The 18,281-nt window shown below is 41.4% G+C and carries 14 protein-coding genes; 11 read left to right on the top strand and 3 right to left on the bottom strand.

Annotated elements, in window-relative coordinates:
• The first annotated feature begins 39 nt into the window (after positions 1-39).
• A complete protein-coding gene (locus tag N5852_RS12585) occupies positions 40-1,653 on the top strand; it encodes an FGGY-family carbohydrate kinase (RefSeq protein ID WP_262098112.1) in 1,614 nt (537 codons plus the stop codon).
• Between the two features lie 128 nt (positions 1,654-1,781).
• Here the strand turns inward: N5852_RS12585 and N5852_RS12580 are convergent, their stop codons facing one another.
• Positions 1,782-3,179, bottom strand: coding sequence for an FGGY-family carbohydrate kinase (locus N5852_RS12580; protein WP_262098111.1), 1,398 nt, complete (start codon positions 3,177-3,179; stop codon positions 1,782-1,784).
• A 15-nt stretch (positions 3,180-3,194) separates the two neighbouring features.
• Complete coding sequence (locus N5852_RS12575) at positions 3,195-3,977, bottom strand: DeoR/GlpR family DNA-binding transcription regulator (RefSeq protein ID WP_262098110.1); 783 nt, start codon at positions 3,975-3,977, stop codon at positions 3,195-3,197.
• A gap of 360 nt (positions 3,978-4,337) precedes the next feature.
• Between N5852_RS12575 and N5852_RS12570 the strand changes: the two genes are divergently transcribed.
• From N5852_RS12570 to N5852_RS12550, 5 genes are all read left to right on the top strand, one after another.
• Complete coding sequence (locus N5852_RS12570) at positions 4,338-6,434, top strand: bifunctional rhamnulose-1-phosphate aldolase/short-chain dehydrogenase (protein WP_262098109.1); 2,097 nt, start codon at positions 4,338-4,340, stop codon at positions 6,432-6,434.
• 217 nt (positions 6,435-6,651) lie between these two features.
• Positions 6,652-7,695 carry an NAD(P)-dependent alcohol dehydrogenase gene (locus tag N5852_RS12565; protein ID WP_262098108.1) on the top strand — a complete coding sequence of 348 codons (1,044 nt, stop codon included), beginning with the start codon at positions 6,652-6,654 and terminating at the stop codon, positions 7,693-7,695.
• Positions 7,696-7,781: 86 nt separating this feature from the next.
• On the top strand, positions 7,782-9,221 hold the full coding sequence (gene xylB, locus N5852_RS12560; protein ID WP_262098107.1) for a xylulokinase: 1,440 nt from the start codon (positions 7,782-7,784) through the stop codon (positions 9,219-9,221).
• 86 nt (positions 9,222-9,307) lie between these two features.
• Positions 9,308-10,036 carry an SDR family oxidoreductase gene (locus tag N5852_RS12555; RefSeq protein WP_262098106.1) on the top strand — a complete coding sequence of 243 codons (729 nt, stop codon included), beginning with the start codon at positions 9,308-9,310 and terminating at the stop codon, positions 10,034-10,036.
• Between the two features lie 159 nt (positions 10,037-10,195).
• On the top strand, positions 10,196-11,074 hold the full coding sequence (locus N5852_RS12550) for an ankyrin repeat domain-containing protein (protein ID WP_262098105.1): 879 nt from the start codon (positions 10,196-10,198) through the stop codon (positions 11,072-11,074).
• 267 nt (positions 11,075-11,341) lie between these two features.
• On the opposite strand, the gene rhaI is transcribed toward N5852_RS12550, so the two are convergent.
• On the bottom strand, positions 11,342-12,634 hold the full coding sequence (rhaI, locus tag N5852_RS12545; protein ID WP_262098104.1) for an L-rhamnose catabolism isomerase: 1,293 nt from the start codon (positions 12,632-12,634) through the stop codon (positions 11,342-11,344).
• A gap of 228 nt (positions 12,635-12,862) precedes the next feature.
• Here rhaI and rhaS point away from each other — a divergent pair, with 228 nt between their 5' ends.
• The 5 genes from rhaS (at position 12,863) to rhaM (ending at position 18,244) form a co-directional block, all read left to right on the top strand.
• Positions 12,863-13,855: a rhamnose ABC transporter substrate-binding protein gene (gene rhaS, locus N5852_RS12540; protein WP_262098103.1), complete on the top strand. Its 993-nt coding sequence runs from the start codon at positions 12,863-12,865 to the stop codon at positions 13,853-13,855.
• A 521-nt stretch (positions 13,856-14,376) separates the two neighbouring features.
• Positions 14,377-15,915 carry a sugar ABC transporter ATP-binding protein gene (locus tag N5852_RS12535; RefSeq protein ID WP_262098102.1) on the top strand — a complete coding sequence of 513 codons (1,539 nt, stop codon included), beginning with the start codon at positions 14,377-14,379 and terminating at the stop codon, positions 15,913-15,915.
• A 3-nt stretch (positions 15,916-15,918) separates the two neighbouring features.
• Positions 15,919-16,917, top strand: a complete 999-nt coding sequence (locus tag N5852_RS12530) for an ABC transporter permease (protein ID WP_262098101.1) — start codon at positions 15,919-15,921, stop codon at positions 16,915-16,917.
• Positions 16,914-17,936, top strand: a complete 1,023-nt coding sequence (locus tag N5852_RS12525; protein WP_262098100.1) for an ABC transporter permease — start codon at positions 16,914-16,916, stop codon at positions 17,934-17,936. Before N5852_RS12530 ends, N5852_RS12525 begins: the two co-directional genes overlap by 4 nt.
• Positions 17,933-18,244 (top strand): L-rhamnose mutarotase, encoded by a 312-nt coding sequence (gene rhaM / locus N5852_RS12520; RefSeq protein ID WP_262098099.1) that lies wholly within the window; start codon positions 17,933-17,935, stop codon positions 18,242-18,244. The genes N5852_RS12525 and rhaM overlap by 4 nt, the downstream gene beginning before the upstream one ends.
• Positions 18,245-18,281 lie beyond the last annotated feature (37 nt).

Here is an 18,281-nt window from a genome sequence, read left to right as displayed (position 1 = left end):
AGTCAGCTTTTACTAAAAATGATTTAGAGGGCAGATAATATGCATGAAAACACAAAATTTGTAATTGGCATAGATGTTGGTACTGGAAGCGCCCGAGCTGGCATTTTTGATTGTCAAGGCAGTCTACTTGCATCAGCAAAACGACCAATACAAATTTTTTATGAAGAGGGGCATATTGTTGAGCAGTCAAGTAATGACATCTGGTCTGCTGTTTGCGCTTCCATAAGAGAAGCAGTTGAGGTATCTGGTATTCAGCCCGAGAATATTGTCGGCATTGGTTTTGATGCAACGTGTTCTCTTGTTGTATTGGGAGAAAATGGACAACCGCTTGCAGTTGGGCCATCCAATGATCCTGAACGAAATATTATCGTTTGGATGGATCACCGAGCTATGGAGCAGGCAGAGCGTATTAATGCTGGGCATCATTTTGTGCTGCGCTATGTCGGCGGACAAATATCACCAGAAATGGAAACGCCAAAACTATTATGGTTAAAGGAAAATCGGCGTCACATATTTGATCAAGCGAGTAGTTTCTTTGATCTTGCTGATTATTTAACATGGCGAGCTACGGGTGATATGACACGCTCTACCTGTACATTAACGTGTAAATGGACATATCTAGCCCATGAAAAGCGCTGGGATAGTGACTATTTTTATAAAATAGGCCTTGGTGAATTGGTTGACGAGGGCTTTACCCGTATTGGAGCTGATGTCGCTAATCCCGGTCAAGCTAGCGGTAATGGGTTAACAGAATTAGCGGCCAAAGATATGGGGCTAATAAAGGGCACAGCTGTCGCAATTGGCATGATAGATGCACATGCAGGTGGTATTGGCAGCGTTGGCGTTGGAGCTGGTGCCACACATAATATGGCTTATGTTTTTGGCACCTCTTCATGCACCATGACAAGCACCATTGAGCCAGTTTTTGTCGCTGGTGTTTGGGGGCCATATTTTTCAGCAATGGTTCCCAATTTGTGGTTGAATGAAGGTGGGCAAAGTGCGGCTGGCGCTGCAATAGATCAGCTATTATCGTGGCATCCTTTCTCACCACAGGCAAGTTTAACGGCAAAGCAACAGAACTTATCTTTGCCAGTATTTTTGGCCAATAAAGCTATTGAAAAGGCAGGATCAGCTAGTAAAGCTGTCTTACTGGCTAAAGGCTACCATATTGTTCCAGAGTTTCTTGGCAATCGTGCGCCATTTGCTAATCCTCACACGCGTGCGGTTATTGCTGGGCTTGGTATGGAAGCAGATCTTGATAGTTTAATTGCGCTTTATGTTGCTGGCCTATGTGGAATTGCTTATGGTTTGCGCCAAATTATTGACGCGCAAGCGCAATCCGGTGTGGATGTAGAAAATATCGTGATTAGTGGCGGCGCTGGACAGCATGAACTTGTAAGGCAAATTTTAGCCGATGCATGTAATCGAAAAGTCATTGCGACAAATGCAGAAGAACCTGTATTATTAGGTTCTGCTATATTGGCGGCAGTTGCTAGTGGGCTTGCTGCAACGGTAGAAGATGCCATGCATGCAATGTCATCAGTTGGCGGCGAATATCAACCTTACTCGTCAGAAATAACGCAGCTTCATGATAAGCGTTATGATGCCTTTAAGCAGTTGCAAACAATAGCGCGCAATCTAAATGGGATATAGGCAGCGAAATTTATTAATATCTTAAATTGAACAGTGTAGCATCTTGCCGAAATTTTGTAAAAATTGGCTTGGCTACAAAATCGCTTCGCCCATATAATGTTATTTTATGTGAAATGGTTGTTATTTTATCAGGTGGCAGTTTTAAGATTGGACTGCCATTTTTTAATATAGCTCTGGCTTAACTCTTGCATAGGTGCCACTATTTTGTAGCCCTTTAAAAGTTTAGATAATACTGCTTTATCATAGCCAGTTAAGAGCGATGCACCAATGGCTGTACCTGTCTGCGCTTGCGAGCAATAGACGGGTTGGCGTGTAATACGCGCAAGAGCTTGGCTAAATATATCATTATGAGCAAAAGGGCCTTCAATGATGATAGGAGCATTTGATTTTACCATCGTTAGGCATTGCGCGCTCATTAAAGCACTATAAAGAGATGCTAATGTATAGCGTTGCCGTGATGAGAGTTGCTCTAAAGGAGATGTTGTTGTGGCGGCCATATCCGGATAAGGGCCAAAGCGTCCTGAGAAGCTGGGCCATGCCATGATATTATCTGAAATAATATTAAAGTCCGGCAATGTTTCATTAACAGGCCCACAAATTATATCAAATTCACGCCCGCCCATATAGCGCGCGGTTGCTAAGGGATTACCAAAAGCATCAATATTAGCATAGCTATCGCGTGCGCTGTCAAGATTATCCAGCAAGGCACCTACGGCAAAGCCCACCACCCAAGTACCTGTCGATAATAAGGTAAAAGGGCTTTCTTGATGCAGGAGATGAGGCAATATGGACGCATTTGAATCATGAATTCCACAATAGACTTTTATGTTTTTATCAATGCCAAGTTTATTGGCCAATGGAGTGGATATCGGCGCAATCATATCGAAAGCAGAGTGCAAGGGTGGAAATAGCTGCCTTATGTCCATGCTATCCACAAGCGAGGATAATTTCCTTTCCATTGGGTTCCACAAATCTGTATGAGACCCAAGAGATGTCATTTCAATGACGCGTTTTCCGGTCAATTTCCATACCCAATATTGCGGATAGGTCACTATTGTTTTTGTCTTGGCAAATTGTTTAGGAAATTGGCTTTTTAGCCAAAAAATCTGGGCACCAAGGTTAAGCCCTTGGGGGAGACGCGCTGAAAAAGTTTCCGAAAAATCCGGTCTTATTAAGTCATATTGTTTGGATAAAATATCTGGCCCATGATCTTCATAGTCGAGCATTGGCATTGCAATGTCATTGTCGCCGAGCAATACCATGGAAGCAGCATGGGTCGTAATGCTAATTGCACCAAAAGGAAATTGCTTGTAAAGATCAGCTAAGCTATTTACCAAAAAATCCCAAATTCCATCAAGATCAAAATGGCGGTAATCTCCTGATCCTATCGGAGTATTTGCCATTTTTAAAAAGGCAACTTCATTTAGCTCGTGCATGTCAACAATGGCAAGCTTACAATTTGTTTTGCCGATGTCAATGACTGCAGCATAATGATGGGTAGGTAATGCTGGAATTTGGGCAGTCATTATCGTGTCTCCCATTTACTCCTGATGGCCGCTGGCAATCATCAGTGTAACGCCTTCTTGTTCAATCATTTTTGCGTCATTATCAGAAATTTTATCATCGGTAATGAGGGTATTAATATTGTTTAATGCCGTGATAATATAGGTGGGGCGATTTTTAAATTTGGAAGAATCCACCAATACAATGACTTCGTCAGCTTGCTGCATAAGTAATTGCTCACCGCGCAGTACCAGATTATCCCATTCTAAAAGTCCATGCTTATTAATGCCTTGGGCACCAAGGAAAATTCTTTTAGCATAAAAATGCTCACTATACGTGCATCTATGCGGATTAACTAGCAAGTTTTGATCGCGATAAAGGGCGCCGCCGACAATTGAGATGTTATTCTTTGAATTTTTATACAATTCCATTGCGACTGGAAAGGAATTGGTCAAAATATTCATTTTCTTCTTTAGAAGATGGGGGACTAACTGATAGGTGGTTGTTCCAGGGCAAATGATAATACTATCGCCATCTTGACAAAACTCAGCAGCGGTTTTGCCAATAGCCTTTTTTGCTGGAATATTTTTAAATTCATCTTGATAATAATGACGACCAGCAAGGGTATTGGAGTTAATGCGGGCAATTGCTTCAGCACCACCTCTTACGCGATGCAACTGCTTTTTTAAATGTAGTGTTGCAATGTCTCGCCTAATTGTCGCAGAGGATGCATCGGTTAGATCCATAAGCTCTTGTACGGTGACAATTGGTTTATCTTGTACGAGGGCTAATATAAGGCGGTGCCGCTCAAGTTCATGCATTGATTATCTCCGGTTTTAGCCTTGCTACAATTTCATTTAGTATAAATTACAATAAAAAAAGCCATTTTAGTTCTTATTTTTCAAAATTACCATTTTGCCGCATTAAATGATTTTTAAAAGTAATAATTGACATTTTAATTTTATGTTACTTTAATGAAAGTTAGTGTCAATATCAATCAGTATCAATCATAATAAAGTTATTTTCAAAATAAAATTGGTTATTTCTTGTCTTTTGATTGATTTTGATCGATTTTGAATAAAAATGATTGACTAGGTTTGAACTGCGATCTAAAGTCTTGCTTATAAAAATATCAAGCCATTTGGGCATTAAAGATTAAAAACAAATAATCGGGAATCGCTATGACAAATACATCTTCGGCAATTGTTGATAAGTGGGATGATGCCAAGGCATCACAAATGGATGAAGTGCAAAAATTGCTTTATCGTTCTAATCTCTTGGGGTCTGACAAGCGTGTTACGAACTATGGCGGCGGTAATACTTCTGTAAAGATTGCAATGAATGATCCTTTAACTGGTGAGCAGGTGGATGTGCTTTGGGTCAAGGGTTCAGGCGGCGATATTGGTAGTATCCAGCTTGATGGGTTTGCAACTTTATATCTTGATAAGTTAAAGGCGATGAAAGGGCTTTATAAGGGGGCAGACCATGAAGATGAAATGGTAGGTTTGTTGCCCCATGCGACATTTAATTTAAATCCACGTCCGGCGTCCATTGATACTCCACTTCATGCTTTTGTTCCCTATAAACATGTTGATCATGTCCATCCCGATTCGGTGATTGCTATTGCGGCAGCGCAAAATTCGCAAGAAATTACCTTAGCTATCTTTGGCGATAAAATTGGCTGGCTGCCATGGCGCCGTCCTGGTTTTGAGCTTGGCCTTTGGCTCGAAGATTTTGTCATCAATCATCCAGAGGCAATTGGTGTTATTTTAGAAAGTCATGGCCTATTTACTTGGGCTGATGATGCAAAATTATGTTATGAACGTACGATAGAAACCATTAATACCGCAACATCTTATATTGAAAAACAGGCAAAAGCGCATGCTGTTTTTGGTGGTGCTGACAAACAATCGCTTCCCTTCGATCAAGCACAAAATATCGCTGCCGAGCTTATGCTTGCTATTCGCTCGCATATCAATAAAGACGGGTTTAAAGTTGGTCATTTTGATAATCGCGATATTGTTTTAGAATTTGTTAATTCAAAAGACCTTTCAAAGCTTGCACCATTAGGCACTTCTTGTCCTGATCATTTTTTAAGAACCAAGATATGCCCACTTGTGATCGATTTTGATCCTCAAAAAAACAATATTGACGAGGTTGTAAGCAATCTTGGGTTATCACTTAAAGCTTATCGTGATCATTATCGCCATTATTATGAGCGTTGCAAGCATTCAAATAGTCCTACGATGCGTGATCCTAATCCCGTCATTTATCTTGTTCCAGGAGTTGGTCTTATATCTTTTGCCGTTAATAAGACCATGGCTCGTCATGCTGCTGAATTTTATATTAATGCGATTAATGTCATGCGCGGCGCTGAAACCCTATCTACCTATCGTGGGTTACCAGAGCAGGAAGCCTTTAATATTGAGTATTGGCTTTTAGAGGAAGCAAAATTACAACGCATGCCAAAACCAAAGGCTCTTGAAGGGAGGATTGCTTATATTACTGGTGGGGCAGGCGGTATTGGCAAGGCATCTGCCCATCATTTAGCCCGTGAGGGTGCTTGTATTGTTGTTGCAGATATTGACGCAAATGCGCGTCATGAAGCGATAGCAGAATTGTCAGCAGTTTACGGCGAAGATAGAATTTTTGGCGCGGGGCTTGATGTTGTTGATGAAGCATCGGTGAAGCAATCTTTTATCACTACAGTGCTTGCCTTTGGTGGGGTTGATATTGTTATCTCCAATGCTGGTATTTCTTCAGCAGCACCATTTGATGAAACAAGTCTTGCTGTTTGGAATCGCAATATGTCCATTCTTGCAACCGGCTATTTCCTTGTCGCGAGAGAAGGTTTTTCTATGTTGAAAAAACAAAATTCTGGTGGTTCAATTGTCTTTGTTGGCTCTAAAAATGGCCTGGCAGCATCGGCAGGTGCATCAGCCTATTGCGCCGCCAAGGCAACGGAAATTCACCTTGCGCGATGCATTGCACTTGAAGGGGCGCCTTTTGGTATAAGATGCAATGTAGTTAATCCTGATGCGGTTATTCGTGGTTCACGCATATGGAATGGTGAATGGCGCCAGCAACGCGCCCAAGCAAATCATCTTGAAGATAGCGAATTGGAAGATTATTATCGTCAAAGGTCTTTGTTAAAACGCTCAGTTCTTCCTGAAGATGTGGCGGAGGCCATTGCCTTTTTTGGCATGGATGTGTCATCAAAATCAACTGGCAATATTATTAATGTTGATGCTGGAAATGCAGCTACCTTTACGCGTTAATTTCATGTAAAATCTATTCGTCAGGCTTAATGGAGGAAACCTGACGGATGGTTCGCTCGGGGGAAGATGAGCCTTAAAATCTTTCAAGTAAATAGCTTCATTTTTGTTTTATTTAGCCAAACCAGTATCTTTTAAAATCTGATTTATTTTTAACGATTTTTAAGCTGGTATCATTTCACTGCTTGATTAAATCTTTTTATATAAGAGGGGGAGTAACATGGTTAAAGCGTTGGTTTTGGAGGAAAAACATCGGCTTTCGCTTCGAGATATAGATCTTGATCGAGAGCTCGGTCCAGATGACGTTCGCATTAAGATTCACACGGTTGGCATTTGCGGCAGTGATGTGCATTATTATACTCATGGGCGCATAGGTGACTTTATTGTTAATGCTCCAATGGTCTTGGGGCATGAGGCTTCGGGTATCATTATTGAAACGGGAGCCAATGTTGATCAGCTCAAAGTTGGTGATCGGGTCTGTATGGAACCTGGAATACCTAATTTTAAATCTCGGGCGACCTTGCTTGGGATTTATAATCTTGATCCATCATTGACCTTTTGGGCAACTCCGCCCATCCATGGTTGTTTAACGCCTCAAATTGTGCATCCTGCATCCTTGACCTATAAGCTACCCGATGAGGTATCTTTTGCCGCTGGTGCAATGGTTGAGCCTTTGGCTGTGGGCATGCAGGCCGCTGTCAAATCAGGTATAACCCCTGGGGATATTGCTATTGTCACTGGTGCTGGGCCTATCGGCATTGTAACGGCGCTTTGCGCTTTGGCTGGCGGCTGTGCAAAGGTCTATGTTTCGGATATTGTTGCAGAAAAATTAAAAATAGCCGGTGATTATAAGGGGATTGTGCCGGTTGATATTAGCAAGGTCAATCTTAACCAATTTATCAAGCAAGAAACACAAGGGTGGGGCGCCAATATTTTGTTTGAATGTAGTGGTGCATCGGCGGTTTGGAAAACAATTTTTGAACCTCTTTGTCCAGCAGGTAAGGTGGTGGCGGTTGGAATGCCAATTGAGCCGATAAGTTTTGATCTTGTTGCGGCGCAAGCCAAGGAAATAAGAATAGAAACAATTTTCCGTTATGCCAATGTTTATGATCGAGCGATTGAATTGCTTGCTTCAGGAAAAGTCGATGTGGCGCCGCTTATTAGTGATACATTCGCTTTTAAAGACAGTATTGCCGCTTTTGATCGCGCGGCAGAAGGGCATCCAACAGATGTAAAGCTGCAAATCGTTATGGATGAAATCTAAGTAGGTAATTTGCCTTTAATCGCCTTTGATGTTTGGGATTTTAATAGGCTTGTCGAGAATATTACAACAATTTATAGGGTGGTTAAATGTATCTTGGTATTGATCTTGGCACGTCAAGCATAAAATTTGTTCTGATTGATGATGACCATAACATGTGCTTCACCCATGATGAACCTTTAACCATTAGCCATCCTCACCCCTTGTGGTCTGAGCAAAATCCACAAGATTGGTGGATAGCTCTTGAAAAAGGCTTTGCAGAACTTGTCCAACATAATTTAGGCAAAAACATTAAAGGCATTGGTTTTAGTGGACAGATGCATGGGGCTGTTTTGCTTGATGATAAGGGTGAAGTTTTGCGGCCAGCCATTTTGTGGAATGATGGTCGTTGCGCTGAAGAGTGCAAGCAGATAAATGATTTGTCGGTTAAGATTACCGGTAATCTGGCAATGCCTGGCTTTACAGCAGGAAAATTACTGTGGGTTGAAAAATATGAACCGCAGATTTTCGCGAAAATTGACAAAATTTTGCTGCCAAAAGACTATTTGCGTTGGCGTATGAGCGGTGTTTTTGCAACTGATATGTCTGATGCATCTGGTACATTATGGCTTGATATTGCAAAGCGTTGCTGGAGCAAGGAAATGTTAGCCGCTTGCCATTTAAATGAAGGTCAAATGCCCGATCTATTTGAAGGGTGTCAACCAACAGCAACGCTAACACCGCAACTGGCGCAATTATGGGGAATGGAATGTGTGCCTTTGGTTGCAGGCGCTGGTGACAATGCTGCCGGTGCTATTGGTTGCGGTATTATCCATCCTGATCAGGCAATGTTGTCGCTAGGAACATCAGGGGTTTATTTTGTCGCAAGTGATGGATTTTTGCGCAACCCTCAAAAAGCAGTTCATAGTTTTTGCCACGCATTGCCAGACCGTTGGCATCTTATGTCGGTGATCTTAAATGCTGCAGGTTGTCTTGACTGGGGCGCAAAAATGCTTGGCCTTGCCGATGTTGCAACTTTCATTGATGTAGCGCAACAGGCAGAGACTGAAGTCCATAATCCTATTTTTCTGCCCTATCTTGCTGGCGAGCGCACACCACTTAATGATCCATATGCTTGTGGTGTATTTTATGGTCTTAGTGCTGGGCATAGAAACGCGAATATGGCGTGGGCAATTATTGAAGGAGTAAGTTTTGCCCTAGCGGATGCCATGGATGCTTTGCATGAAACGGGTATCAGGCCGCAATCGGCCACAATTATTGGTGGAGGTGCGCGTAGTGCATTCTGGCGGCAATTATTGGCGGATATTTCAGGGATTGATTTGGATTATCACCAAGGCGGCACTGTTGGGCCTGCCTTGGGTGCGGCAATTTTAGCGCAAATTGCACTAAATCCTAATGGTAGCGTGGAGCAGTTTTGTCCGCAGCCGCCACTTATTGCCCAACATAAAAGCAATGGTGAAAAATATAATAGCTTTTTGCCAAGGCGCGAAAAATTTAGGGCAATTTATCATGCCCTTAAAGATATTTAACCCTAAGTTACGCTGTAAGCTTTGGGCGCCGCAACGTCACTTATCTCATAATACAGTTTTGTTTTGCAAAAGGGAGTAGTAAAAGCATGACTAAAAAATTGAGCGGTAAAATTGCCGCAATCACTGGTGCAGCATCAGGTATTGGTTTAGCGGGCGTGGAAGCCATGATCGAAGCTGGCGCAAAAGTTGTTTTAATTGATCGCGATGTTAAAGCTTTAGAGGCTATTTGCAATAAATTAGGGGATGGCGCTATTCCTCTCGTATTTGATCTATTAGATCCTGCCCAATGCAAACAATTACTGGAAAAAATTCTTGCGGTTGTTGATCATATAGATATTTTTTACGCCAATGCAGGTAGTTACATTGGCGGTGATCTTATAGATGCCGATTATGACCAGATCGACCGCATGCTCAATCTTAATATTAATGCGGTTATTAAAAATGTCCGTGCCATCGCACCCCATATGATTGAGCGTAAGACTGGCGATATTATTGTTACTAGTTCAATTGCAGGTCAATTCCCTGTTCCTTGGGAACCAGTTTATTCTGCATCCAAATGGGCAATGCATTGTTTTGTGCAAACAACAAGGCGGCAGTTAAAAGAACATGGTATTCGTGTTGGATCGGTTTCACCGGGGCCAGTTATTAGTGCTCTTTTAGCCGATTGGCCAGAGGAAAATCTGCGTAAAGCGAAAGAAAGTGGTAGTTTGATTGAGCCGGTCGAGGTTGCCGATAGCGTGATGTTCATGCTGACCCGTCCGCGCAATGTAACCATCCGCGATATCGTAATATTGCCGTCAAATTTTGATATGTAGTATAGTGCAAGCTGGCATTGGTTATAAGGCCTATGAGCGTCTTAGCCTATTGCATAAGCGGTGGTTAATTTGCCCTATCAAAATCTTACTGATAAAATATAATATGAGCAGGCATGGATAATGCCTGCTTTTTTAAATTTGTAAGTTGAGTCTTGTTAAATGAAAAATAAGCGTGCGGTAATAAAAACAATCCTATCAAGTGCTGCAATCATTTTATTGCTTATTATGGGATATCAAGCTTATAATGATATAACCTCGTTACTGACACCACAATCGGATCTTTTATTTAGTGATTTTGATCGCAATGCCTATCATTTGGCGCAAAAAATTGAAAGACATCAAGATTTAAATGAAAACGATTTTGCAAAACTTCCGCAGGGAGCGATAAATCAACGCTATGGCCAAGAAATAACCTTGCTTTTCCATGCCTTGTCGCAACGCAACGTGCAAGCAATTGATACGTTGATTAGTAATGGCGCTGATGTGACTATGGTCGATAGACCATCAAAGCGTCTTCCCATGAATTTTATGAATTATTTAGGAATGCCGGGTGGTGGCAATGATGAGGCTGAGGATTTAATATTCATCAATAAACTTATAAAAATTTATCTTAAAACTGGTGGCGATCCCAATTATATACAAATAAACAGTAATAATACCCCACTGGTTTTAGATGTTGCTATTGCACAAAATTATAAAGGCGTTGATATTCTTGTAAAAGCTGGCGCAGATATTTGGTTACCAAGAGAAACCGGTCTTAATTTAGTTCAATCATTAGCACTATCATCAAGTGGTAACCAAGAATTAAATAACCTTATTGATTATGGACTTCTAGACCATGCGGAAATGAGTGATATCATCAAGACTATTCAATTCCTTTCTGGATATACTCAGCGCGGCGATAAAGAAAGTAATGATAAACGTATTTCTGCGATGAGAATATTAAAACGCTATCCAAAATATCAAGATGATCAATTTACTAAAAGAATATTTGGTGGCGAAATTCCATGGGCTGAAATTAAAGCTTTAAGTAATTGATCCTATCATAATTTTAAATATATTTACTATTTTTGAAGCCTTAAGCTGTTGCGAATGTTTGTTCTTTTGACTGTTTAAAGGATTGATAGCCAGCACTTGCCTCATTGGCCGTCAACCTTAATCGTGATCTCATCAATAAGACTATAAAATAGGCTAAAACCACAAAATTTTAATTAAAGTAATGCGTATCGCATGCCCTTTGCTGCGATAGGTGGTTTTTACCGCAGCAAATGTTTTTGCATATTGCAATTATTAAAGGTGTAAACGCTAATTAAAAGCGCCACTATTGCCTGTTAAGGCGGGGCGCTCATTCGCAACTTTTTTGCGATAATTGCTGGCGCGGTAAGCTGCTAAGGGCGCAATTGCCCCGCCACTGCGAAGTCTTGCTTCGGCTAGAATCGGGCTGACATCGCTGCGAAAAGCGGCTTTTAAGGTTTCCGATGCCATTAACGCATCATTTTCATCTTGGTAGCCAGCCAATGAAAGACGGTCAACAAGTAAGGCTTGGGCGTAGGCGCGGCGAATTTCATTGGCTGATGAAATAAGACTTTCAATCGGGTCTGTGACATTATGCGATTGATCAATCATATAAGACGGCTCGAGATTGGGTAATTGGTTATATTGCGCATCAACCAATTCATTAAAGACTAAAAACAGCCGATAAGGCTCGATAGTTCCGGCATCAAGATCATCATCGCCATATTTGCTATCATTAAAATGAAAGCCGCCAAGTTTGCCAAATTGCATGAGGCGGGCAACAATCATTTCGATATTGACATTGGGGGCATGATGACCAAGATCAACAAGACTATAAGCTTTTTCTCCAAGAGTTTGCGCGATTAAGAAATTTGTGCCCCAATCTTGCACAACAGTTGAATAGAAGGCAGGCTCATATATTTTATGCTCGCTAAATAACCGCCAATCATCGGGCAGTGCTTTATAAATTTCTGCCATGGAATCCAAATAGCGTTCAAAAGAGCGGATGAAATGCGATTGCCCGGGAAAGTTACTTCCATCCCCAATCCACACTGTTAATGCCTTTGAACCAAGTTCATTGCCAATCCTTATGCATTCAATATTATGCTCAATCGCTTGGCGTCTTACCTTAGCATCAGTGTGGCTTAATGAACCATATTTATAAGAATAGATTTGGCCAGCACTATCAGAAAACGTATTAGAGTTTATCGCATCAAAGCCAAGCCCTAAAGCTTCGGCATAAGTTTTTAGCTGCTTTGTGTCTACTTGATCCCAAGGAATGTGAAGGGATACATTTGGCGTTGCTTGCGAAAGCGCCTCGATAACGGCGCAATCATCTAATTTATCAAAAATATCGCGCGGTTCACCAGGGCCAGGAAACCGACCAAATCGCGTGCCGCCAGTCGCTGTCCCCCATGATGGTATCGCAACAAAAAATTGGCCTACTTTGCTTGTTATGTTTTCAATATTAATATGCCGCCGTGCCAATTTCTCGCCTAAAATGGCATAATCTCGCTTATGGTCAGCAAGATAATTCTCGTTATGCGCATCTATAAATTCTTGTGGGATCGGTTGCCGTTTCATTTGATCTCCCTTTCAAATATCGACAAATATGGATTCATATTACTCTATGACATCCATCTGGATAGTTAATAGAAAGGATCTATTTCAATCATTGTCAACCAAAATCAATCATTAATTTGCAAATATATTAATTTTTTGATTGAATATGATCATATTTTATATAGAATGGTTGAAGGAAGAGGATTTTATGCCGTGGGAAGGCATAAAATATTTAGGGAGGTAATCACCATGCGGATTAGCAAGGTTCTATTTGCATTATGTTTGGCGTTCATTGCGCCTGTGAGCGTGGCTAAGGCCGAGACTTTAAAAATTGGGCTTGTGGCTAAAGTTTTAGGCAATGGCTTTTTTGAGGCAGCAAATCGTGGCGCACAAGAAGCCGCAAAAGAAATTGGTGATGTAAATATCATTTATACGGGCCCAACCACCACCACGGCGGAAGGGCAAATCGAGGTTATTAACTCGTTGATAGCACAAGGGGTTGATGTGATTGCTATTTCGGCAAATGATCCCGATGCGGTTGTGCCTATTTTGAAACGGGCAATGCAACGCGGTATAAAGGTAATATCGTGGGATTCCGGCGTTGCACCGCAGGGGCGGATGATTCATCTTAACCCATCATCGACCGAGCTGATTGGTGAAACCGGCTTGAAGCTCATTAAAGATCATTTACCTGATGGTAAAGGTGATTTTGCAATTGTTTCTGCTACAACCACATCAACCAATCAGAATATTTGGATAGCAGAAATGAAGAAACACATGTCTGAATATCCTGAGCTCAATCTTGTAACCGTAGTTTATGGTGATGACCTTGCCGATAAGAGTTATCGTGAAGCGCAAGGCATCTTGTCATCCTACCCAAATGTTAAAGTGATCATGTCACCAAGCACTGTCGGTATTTTGTCATCGGCGCAGGCGGTCACGGATGCCAAGAAAGTCGGCGATGTTTTTGTCACCGGTTTTGGTCTTCCATCTGAGATGGCTGGTGCGGTTAAGGCTGGTGTAACAAACGAGTTTGCCATATGGAATCCAGTCGATCTTGGCTATTCAGTTACTTATATTGCCAAGCGTTTGGTTGATGGCGATGCCAATAGCGATAAGGGAAGTAAAATTGATGCGGGGCGCATGGGAGAGCTGACTGTCGGTGATGAGGGGGAAGTCATTATGGCGCCACCGTTCATTTATGATAAGTCAAATATTGATGAGTTTTCTAAAGTCTTTTAATGCTGTTTTTGAAACTAAGAGTGTTTTTATTAAATTTGGTGCCATTAATTGGCATTAGCATTTGAGGCCAAATTCTCTAGGTTTTTGCATTTATATGGTGTTTTGCATTTATAATATATCAAACTTAAAATTGGCGGCACGTTGCTATTTTTATAAAAAGGGGCGTGCTCTTTAAAAGCTCATTATAGTTTAAAAACGCTTTGCTATTTAAATATAAAGCATTTTTAACAAAATTTGAATGAGCTTTTGCGTGCCTACCATGGGGCAAAAGACAAATTAAAGCACTTTACCACTTCAGCAATAAAGAGATGAGCTCTAAAATCAAGGCAGTTTGCAATGCCACTGCATGTGTTTTCAAATTACTTTTGTTTATTTGATTTCACTAAAAATATCGCTGAAGTGGGACGGTAAAAAAGCAATTGGATAGCTTATCTATAAAACTCACCTTCACTGACTATGGTCAGGGCCTTAAATCCAAATTTTTTTTGAGAAGCATGAAAAGCCAATAAATGGATAAGTGCATGAAAAATAATCAATCAATTTTTATCGAGCAAGAAGACCTTAGCTCCAGTGATTTGCCAATCCTTGAAATGCGCCATATTAGCAAGTCATTTCCAGGTGTTAAGGCATTAGATGATGTGAATATTGTACTTTATCCAGGCGTTGTTACAGCACTTATTGGAGAAAATGGTGCCGGTAAATCCAGTCTGGTGAAAATTTTAACTGGTATCTATCAACCTGATGAGGGCGAGATATTGATAGATGGCAAAAAGGTGGAGCTAGGCACGCCCCATATTGCCGGAGATTATGGCATTACCGCTATTCATCAGGAAACAGTCCTTTTTGATGATTTATCCGTTGCTGAAAATATTTATCTTGGCCACACACCTAAAACTCGCTTTGGCTTTGTTGATTGGCAAGCCATCTATGCACGGGCAACGGCTCTTTTATATTCGCTAGAAACCACGGTGGATGTGCGCCAGCCTTTAAAATCCCTTTCTATTGCTCAGCGTCATTTGGTTGCTATTGCTCGGGCTTTATCCATCAATTCACGGATTGTTATTCTAGATGAGCCGTCAGCTGCTTTATCACGCAAGGAAGTGGATGATCTATTTGCGATAATTGAGCGTTTGCGTCAAAGCGGCAAGGCTATTTTATTTATTAGCCATAAATTTGATGAGGTTTATGAAATTGCGCAAAATTATACAGTTTTTCGCGATGGCCATTCTGTTGGTTCTGGAGAGTTGTCAAAGACATCACAGGGCGAAATTATCCGGATGATGGTGGGCCGCTCTGTTGAGCGGACTTTTCCTAAAAATAATATTGTGCGCGATAATGTTGTTGTTAAAGTCGATAATTATTGCCACCCAACCGAATTTAGGGGGATTAGTTTTGAGCTTAGACAAGGAGAAATTTTGGGTATCTATGGTCTTGTCGGAGCAGGGCGTTCAGAATTTGCTCAAGCATTGTTTGGGGCTACAAATCCATCGGCTGGGCGATTGACGATTAATGGTAAGGAATGCGCCATTGATAATATTTCCAAGGCTATTAGCTACGGTATTGGCTATGTTCCTGAAGATAGGGGGCGTCAGGGTGTTGCATTAAAAATGCCGATTTTTCAAAATATTTCCTTGCCATCCCTTGCTAAAACTTCAAAAAATGGCTTTTTACGCATCGCCAAGGAATTTGCCCTTGCCCGTGAATATTATGAACGCCTTGATTTACGCGCCGCTGCCCTATCCGTTCCCGTTGGAACGCTTTCAGGAGGTAATCAGCAAAAGGTCGTTATTGCTAAATGGTTGGCTATTTTGCCCCGTGTTCTTATCCTTGATGAGCCAACAAAAGGTATTGATATTGGTGCAAAAGCAGCAGTCCATGAATTTATAAGTGAGCTCGCTTTGCAAGGATTAAGCATTATTATGATTTCATCTGAGTTGCCGGAAATTATGGGTATGTCTGATCGCGTGCTTGTCATGCGTGAAGGATTGCAAATTGGTATTTTCGACCGCGAACAGCTTAGCGCGGAAACGTTGGTTTTAGCTGCAACAGGAAATGGATAAAAAATGAAACGTTTTTTTAAAAGCCGTGAATTTATTCTTTTCCTGATTATAAGTGCTTTGATAGCAATATTCTCAATGCGCTCTAAGGGCTTTGCGCAACCGACTAACCTTGCTCATATTTTTAATGATACCTCTATTCTTATCATCATGGCAATGGGGCAGATGGCAGTTATTTTAACCCGGTCAATCGATTTGTCGGTAGCCGCTAATCTTGCTTTTACGGGTATGGCAGTAGCCATGCTAAATGCCCATTATCCAGAATTACCGCTTTTTTTACTTGTCTTTTTTGCGTGTTTTATGGGGGCATGTCTTGGCGCCATAAATGGCTTGTTGGTGTGGCTTTTTAAAATACCGGCAATTGTTGCAACTCTTGGTACTTTGACAATTTATCGTGGCATGGCTTTTGTACTTTCTCGCGGAGAGTGGGTTAATGCCCATCAAATGACAGAAGCCTTTCTTCGCGCACCACGCCATGTCTTTTGGGGGCTACCCTTGCTTGGCTGGCTTGCAATCATTGCAATTATGATCATGTACATTGTCATGACCCGAACTTTTTTTGGGCGTGCACTTTATGCAACAGGTGGCAATCCCGTTGCAGCCGTTTATGCAGGTATCAATATTGGTAAAACGCAATTTTTTGCCTTCATGCTTTCAGGTTCTCTTTCCGGGCTATGCGGCTATTTGTGGGTATCACGTTATGCTGTTGCCTATGTGGATATTGCTGCTGGCTTTGAATTGGACACGGTTGCTGCTTGTGTCATTGGTGGCCTGTCTATTCTTGGTGGTGTTGGCACCGTCATTGGTACAGTGTTGGGAGCGTTGTTTTTGGGTATTATCAAAAACGCCTTACCAGTTATAAATATCTCTCCTTTTTGGCAAATGGCAATATCGGGCTTTGTTATTATTCTTGCTGTCATTTTTAATGCGCGGCAAGAAAAACGTCGTGGACGCATTATTTTGCGAGACCAAGCGGCCAAGACCTATGAGGAGAGAATAGGATGAAGCAGGAAACAACGTCAAACCCCAGCGCTTTAGCGCGTAAAACTATTCCAGACCGGCTTGATAATCGCTTTTGGCGCGTTTTTAATAGCTGGGAAATGCTATTATTTATTGTGGCGATTTTAATCTTTATTGCCAATTCATTCGCGTCTCCTTACTTTCTTGATGCGTGGAATTTATCGGATGCAACTTTTAATTTTACCGAAAAGGCCATGATAGCCTTTGCTATGACCTTATTGATTATCTCCGGTGAAATCGACCTTTCCGTTGCCGCCATTATTGCACTTGTTTCAACAATGATGGGTCTTGCCTTGCAATTGGGTGCCGATACACCTGTTCTAATTATAGTTGGTCTTGCGACTGGAATTTTGTGTGGTGCTGTTAACGGCTTTCTTGTTGCGGGGTTAAAGTTACCTTCAATTGTTGTAACAATTGGTACTATGAGCTTGTTTCGTGGAATTTCTTATATTGTTTTAGGTGACAAAGCATTTGGCGGCTATCCTCAATCATTTTCTTATTTTGGACAGGGATATGTTTTTTGGGTTATTTCTTTTGAATTTTGTCTATTTATGATTTGCGTTATAGCCTTTGCTTTGATTTTGCATGCGACGAGCTATGGGCGCCGTATTTATACTATTGGTAATAGTGAAATGGTGGCAAGATTTTCGGGTGTTCGTGTCGGGCATATAAAATTTTCTTTGTTTCTTCTTACCGGCCTTATGAGTGCTATTGCTGCAATTTGTTTAACTTCACGGCTTGGATCGACACGGCCATCAATTGCCCAAGGATGGGAGCTCGAGGTTATTACTATTGTGGTTCTGGGCGGTGTTTCTATTCTGGGCGGTTCTGGAACTATAATTGGAGTAACCATTGCGGCTTTCGTCATGGGGCTGGTGACTTTTGGTTTGGGTCTTCTTAACGTACCAGGTATAGTCATGTCGATCTTTATCGGCTTTCTACTTATTCTGACGATAGGATTGCCAACACTTCTTAATCTTATCCGCAAACGGAAGCCTTTATGAAATATGTTTTTCGTATGCAATTACATCAAGGTATGATGGAAGAATATAAGCGTCGTCATGACCTAATATGGCCAGATTTGGTAGATTTGCTTCATGAGGCTGGTATTGCCGATTATTCCATTTATTTGGATCCGCAAACCTATTGCCTTTTTGCAATTATGGAGCGACAAGATCCAAATAAAGTAGATAATCTATCAAACCATCCGATTATGAAGCGTTGGTGGGCCTATATGGCTGATATTATGGCAACAAATGCCGACGGCTCACCAGTCGAGCAGCCACTTGTTCAAATGTTCCATATGGAATAATCATTGAATTATATATTTTAGAGCGCTTTCTTTAAGC

This window comes from Bartonella sp. HY328 (assembly GCF_025449335.1).
Lineage (GTDB): Bacteria > Pseudomonadota > Alphaproteobacteria > Rhizobiales > Rhizobiaceae > HY038.
The sequence above is the reverse complement of the archived record's forward strand: the minus strand, read 5'-3'. Positions and strand labels throughout refer to the sequence as shown.

Coding starts and splice junctions, on each gene's coding strand:
- N5852_RS12530 (WP_262098101.1), top strand. CDS start 15,919: ATGAAACGTTTTTTTAAAAGCCGTGAATTTATTCTTTTCCTGATTATA.
- N5852_RS12580 (WP_262098111.1), bottom strand. CDS start 3,179: ATGACTGCCCAAATTCCAGCATTACCTACCCATCATTATGCTGCAGTC.
- N5852_RS12565 (WP_262098108.1), top strand. CDS start 6,652: ATGGTTAAAGCGTTGGTTTTGGAGGAAAAACATCGGCTTTCGCTTCGA.
- rhaI (WP_262098104.1), bottom strand. CDS start 12,634: ATGAAACGGCAACCGATCCCACAAGAATTTATAGATGCGCATAACGAG.
- rhaM (WP_262098099.1), top strand. CDS start 17,933: ATGAAATATGTTTTTCGTATGCAATTACATCAAGGTATGATGGAAGAA.
- xylB (WP_262098107.1), top strand. CDS start 7,782: ATGTATCTTGGTATTGATCTTGGCACGTCAAGCATAAAATTTGTTCTG.
- N5852_RS12585 (WP_262098112.1), top strand. CDS start 40: ATGCATGAAAACACAAAATTTGTAATTGGCATAGATGTTGGTACTGGA.
- N5852_RS12570 (WP_262098109.1), top strand. CDS start 4,338: ATGACAAATACATCTTCGGCAATTGTTGATAAGTGGGATGATGCCAAG.
- N5852_RS12555 (WP_262098106.1), top strand. CDS start 9,308: ATGACTAAAAAATTGAGCGGTAAAATTGCCGCAATCACTGGTGCAGCA.
- rhaS (WP_262098103.1), top strand. CDS start 12,863: ATGCGGATTAGCAAGGTTCTATTTGCATTATGTTTGGCGTTCATTGCG.
- N5852_RS12575 (WP_262098110.1), bottom strand. CDS start 3,977: ATGCATGAACTTGAGCGGCACCGCCTTATATTAGCCCTCGTACAAGAT.
- N5852_RS12535 (WP_262098102.1), top strand. CDS start 14,377: ATGAAAAATAATCAATCAATTTTTATCGAGCAAGAAGACCTTAGCTCC.
- N5852_RS12525 (WP_262098100.1), top strand. CDS start 16,914: ATGAAGCAGGAAACAACGTCAAACCCCAGCGCTTTAGCGCGTAAAACT.
- N5852_RS12550 (WP_262098105.1), top strand. CDS start 10,196: ATGAAAAATAAGCGTGCGGTAATAAAAACAATCCTATCAAGTGCTGCA.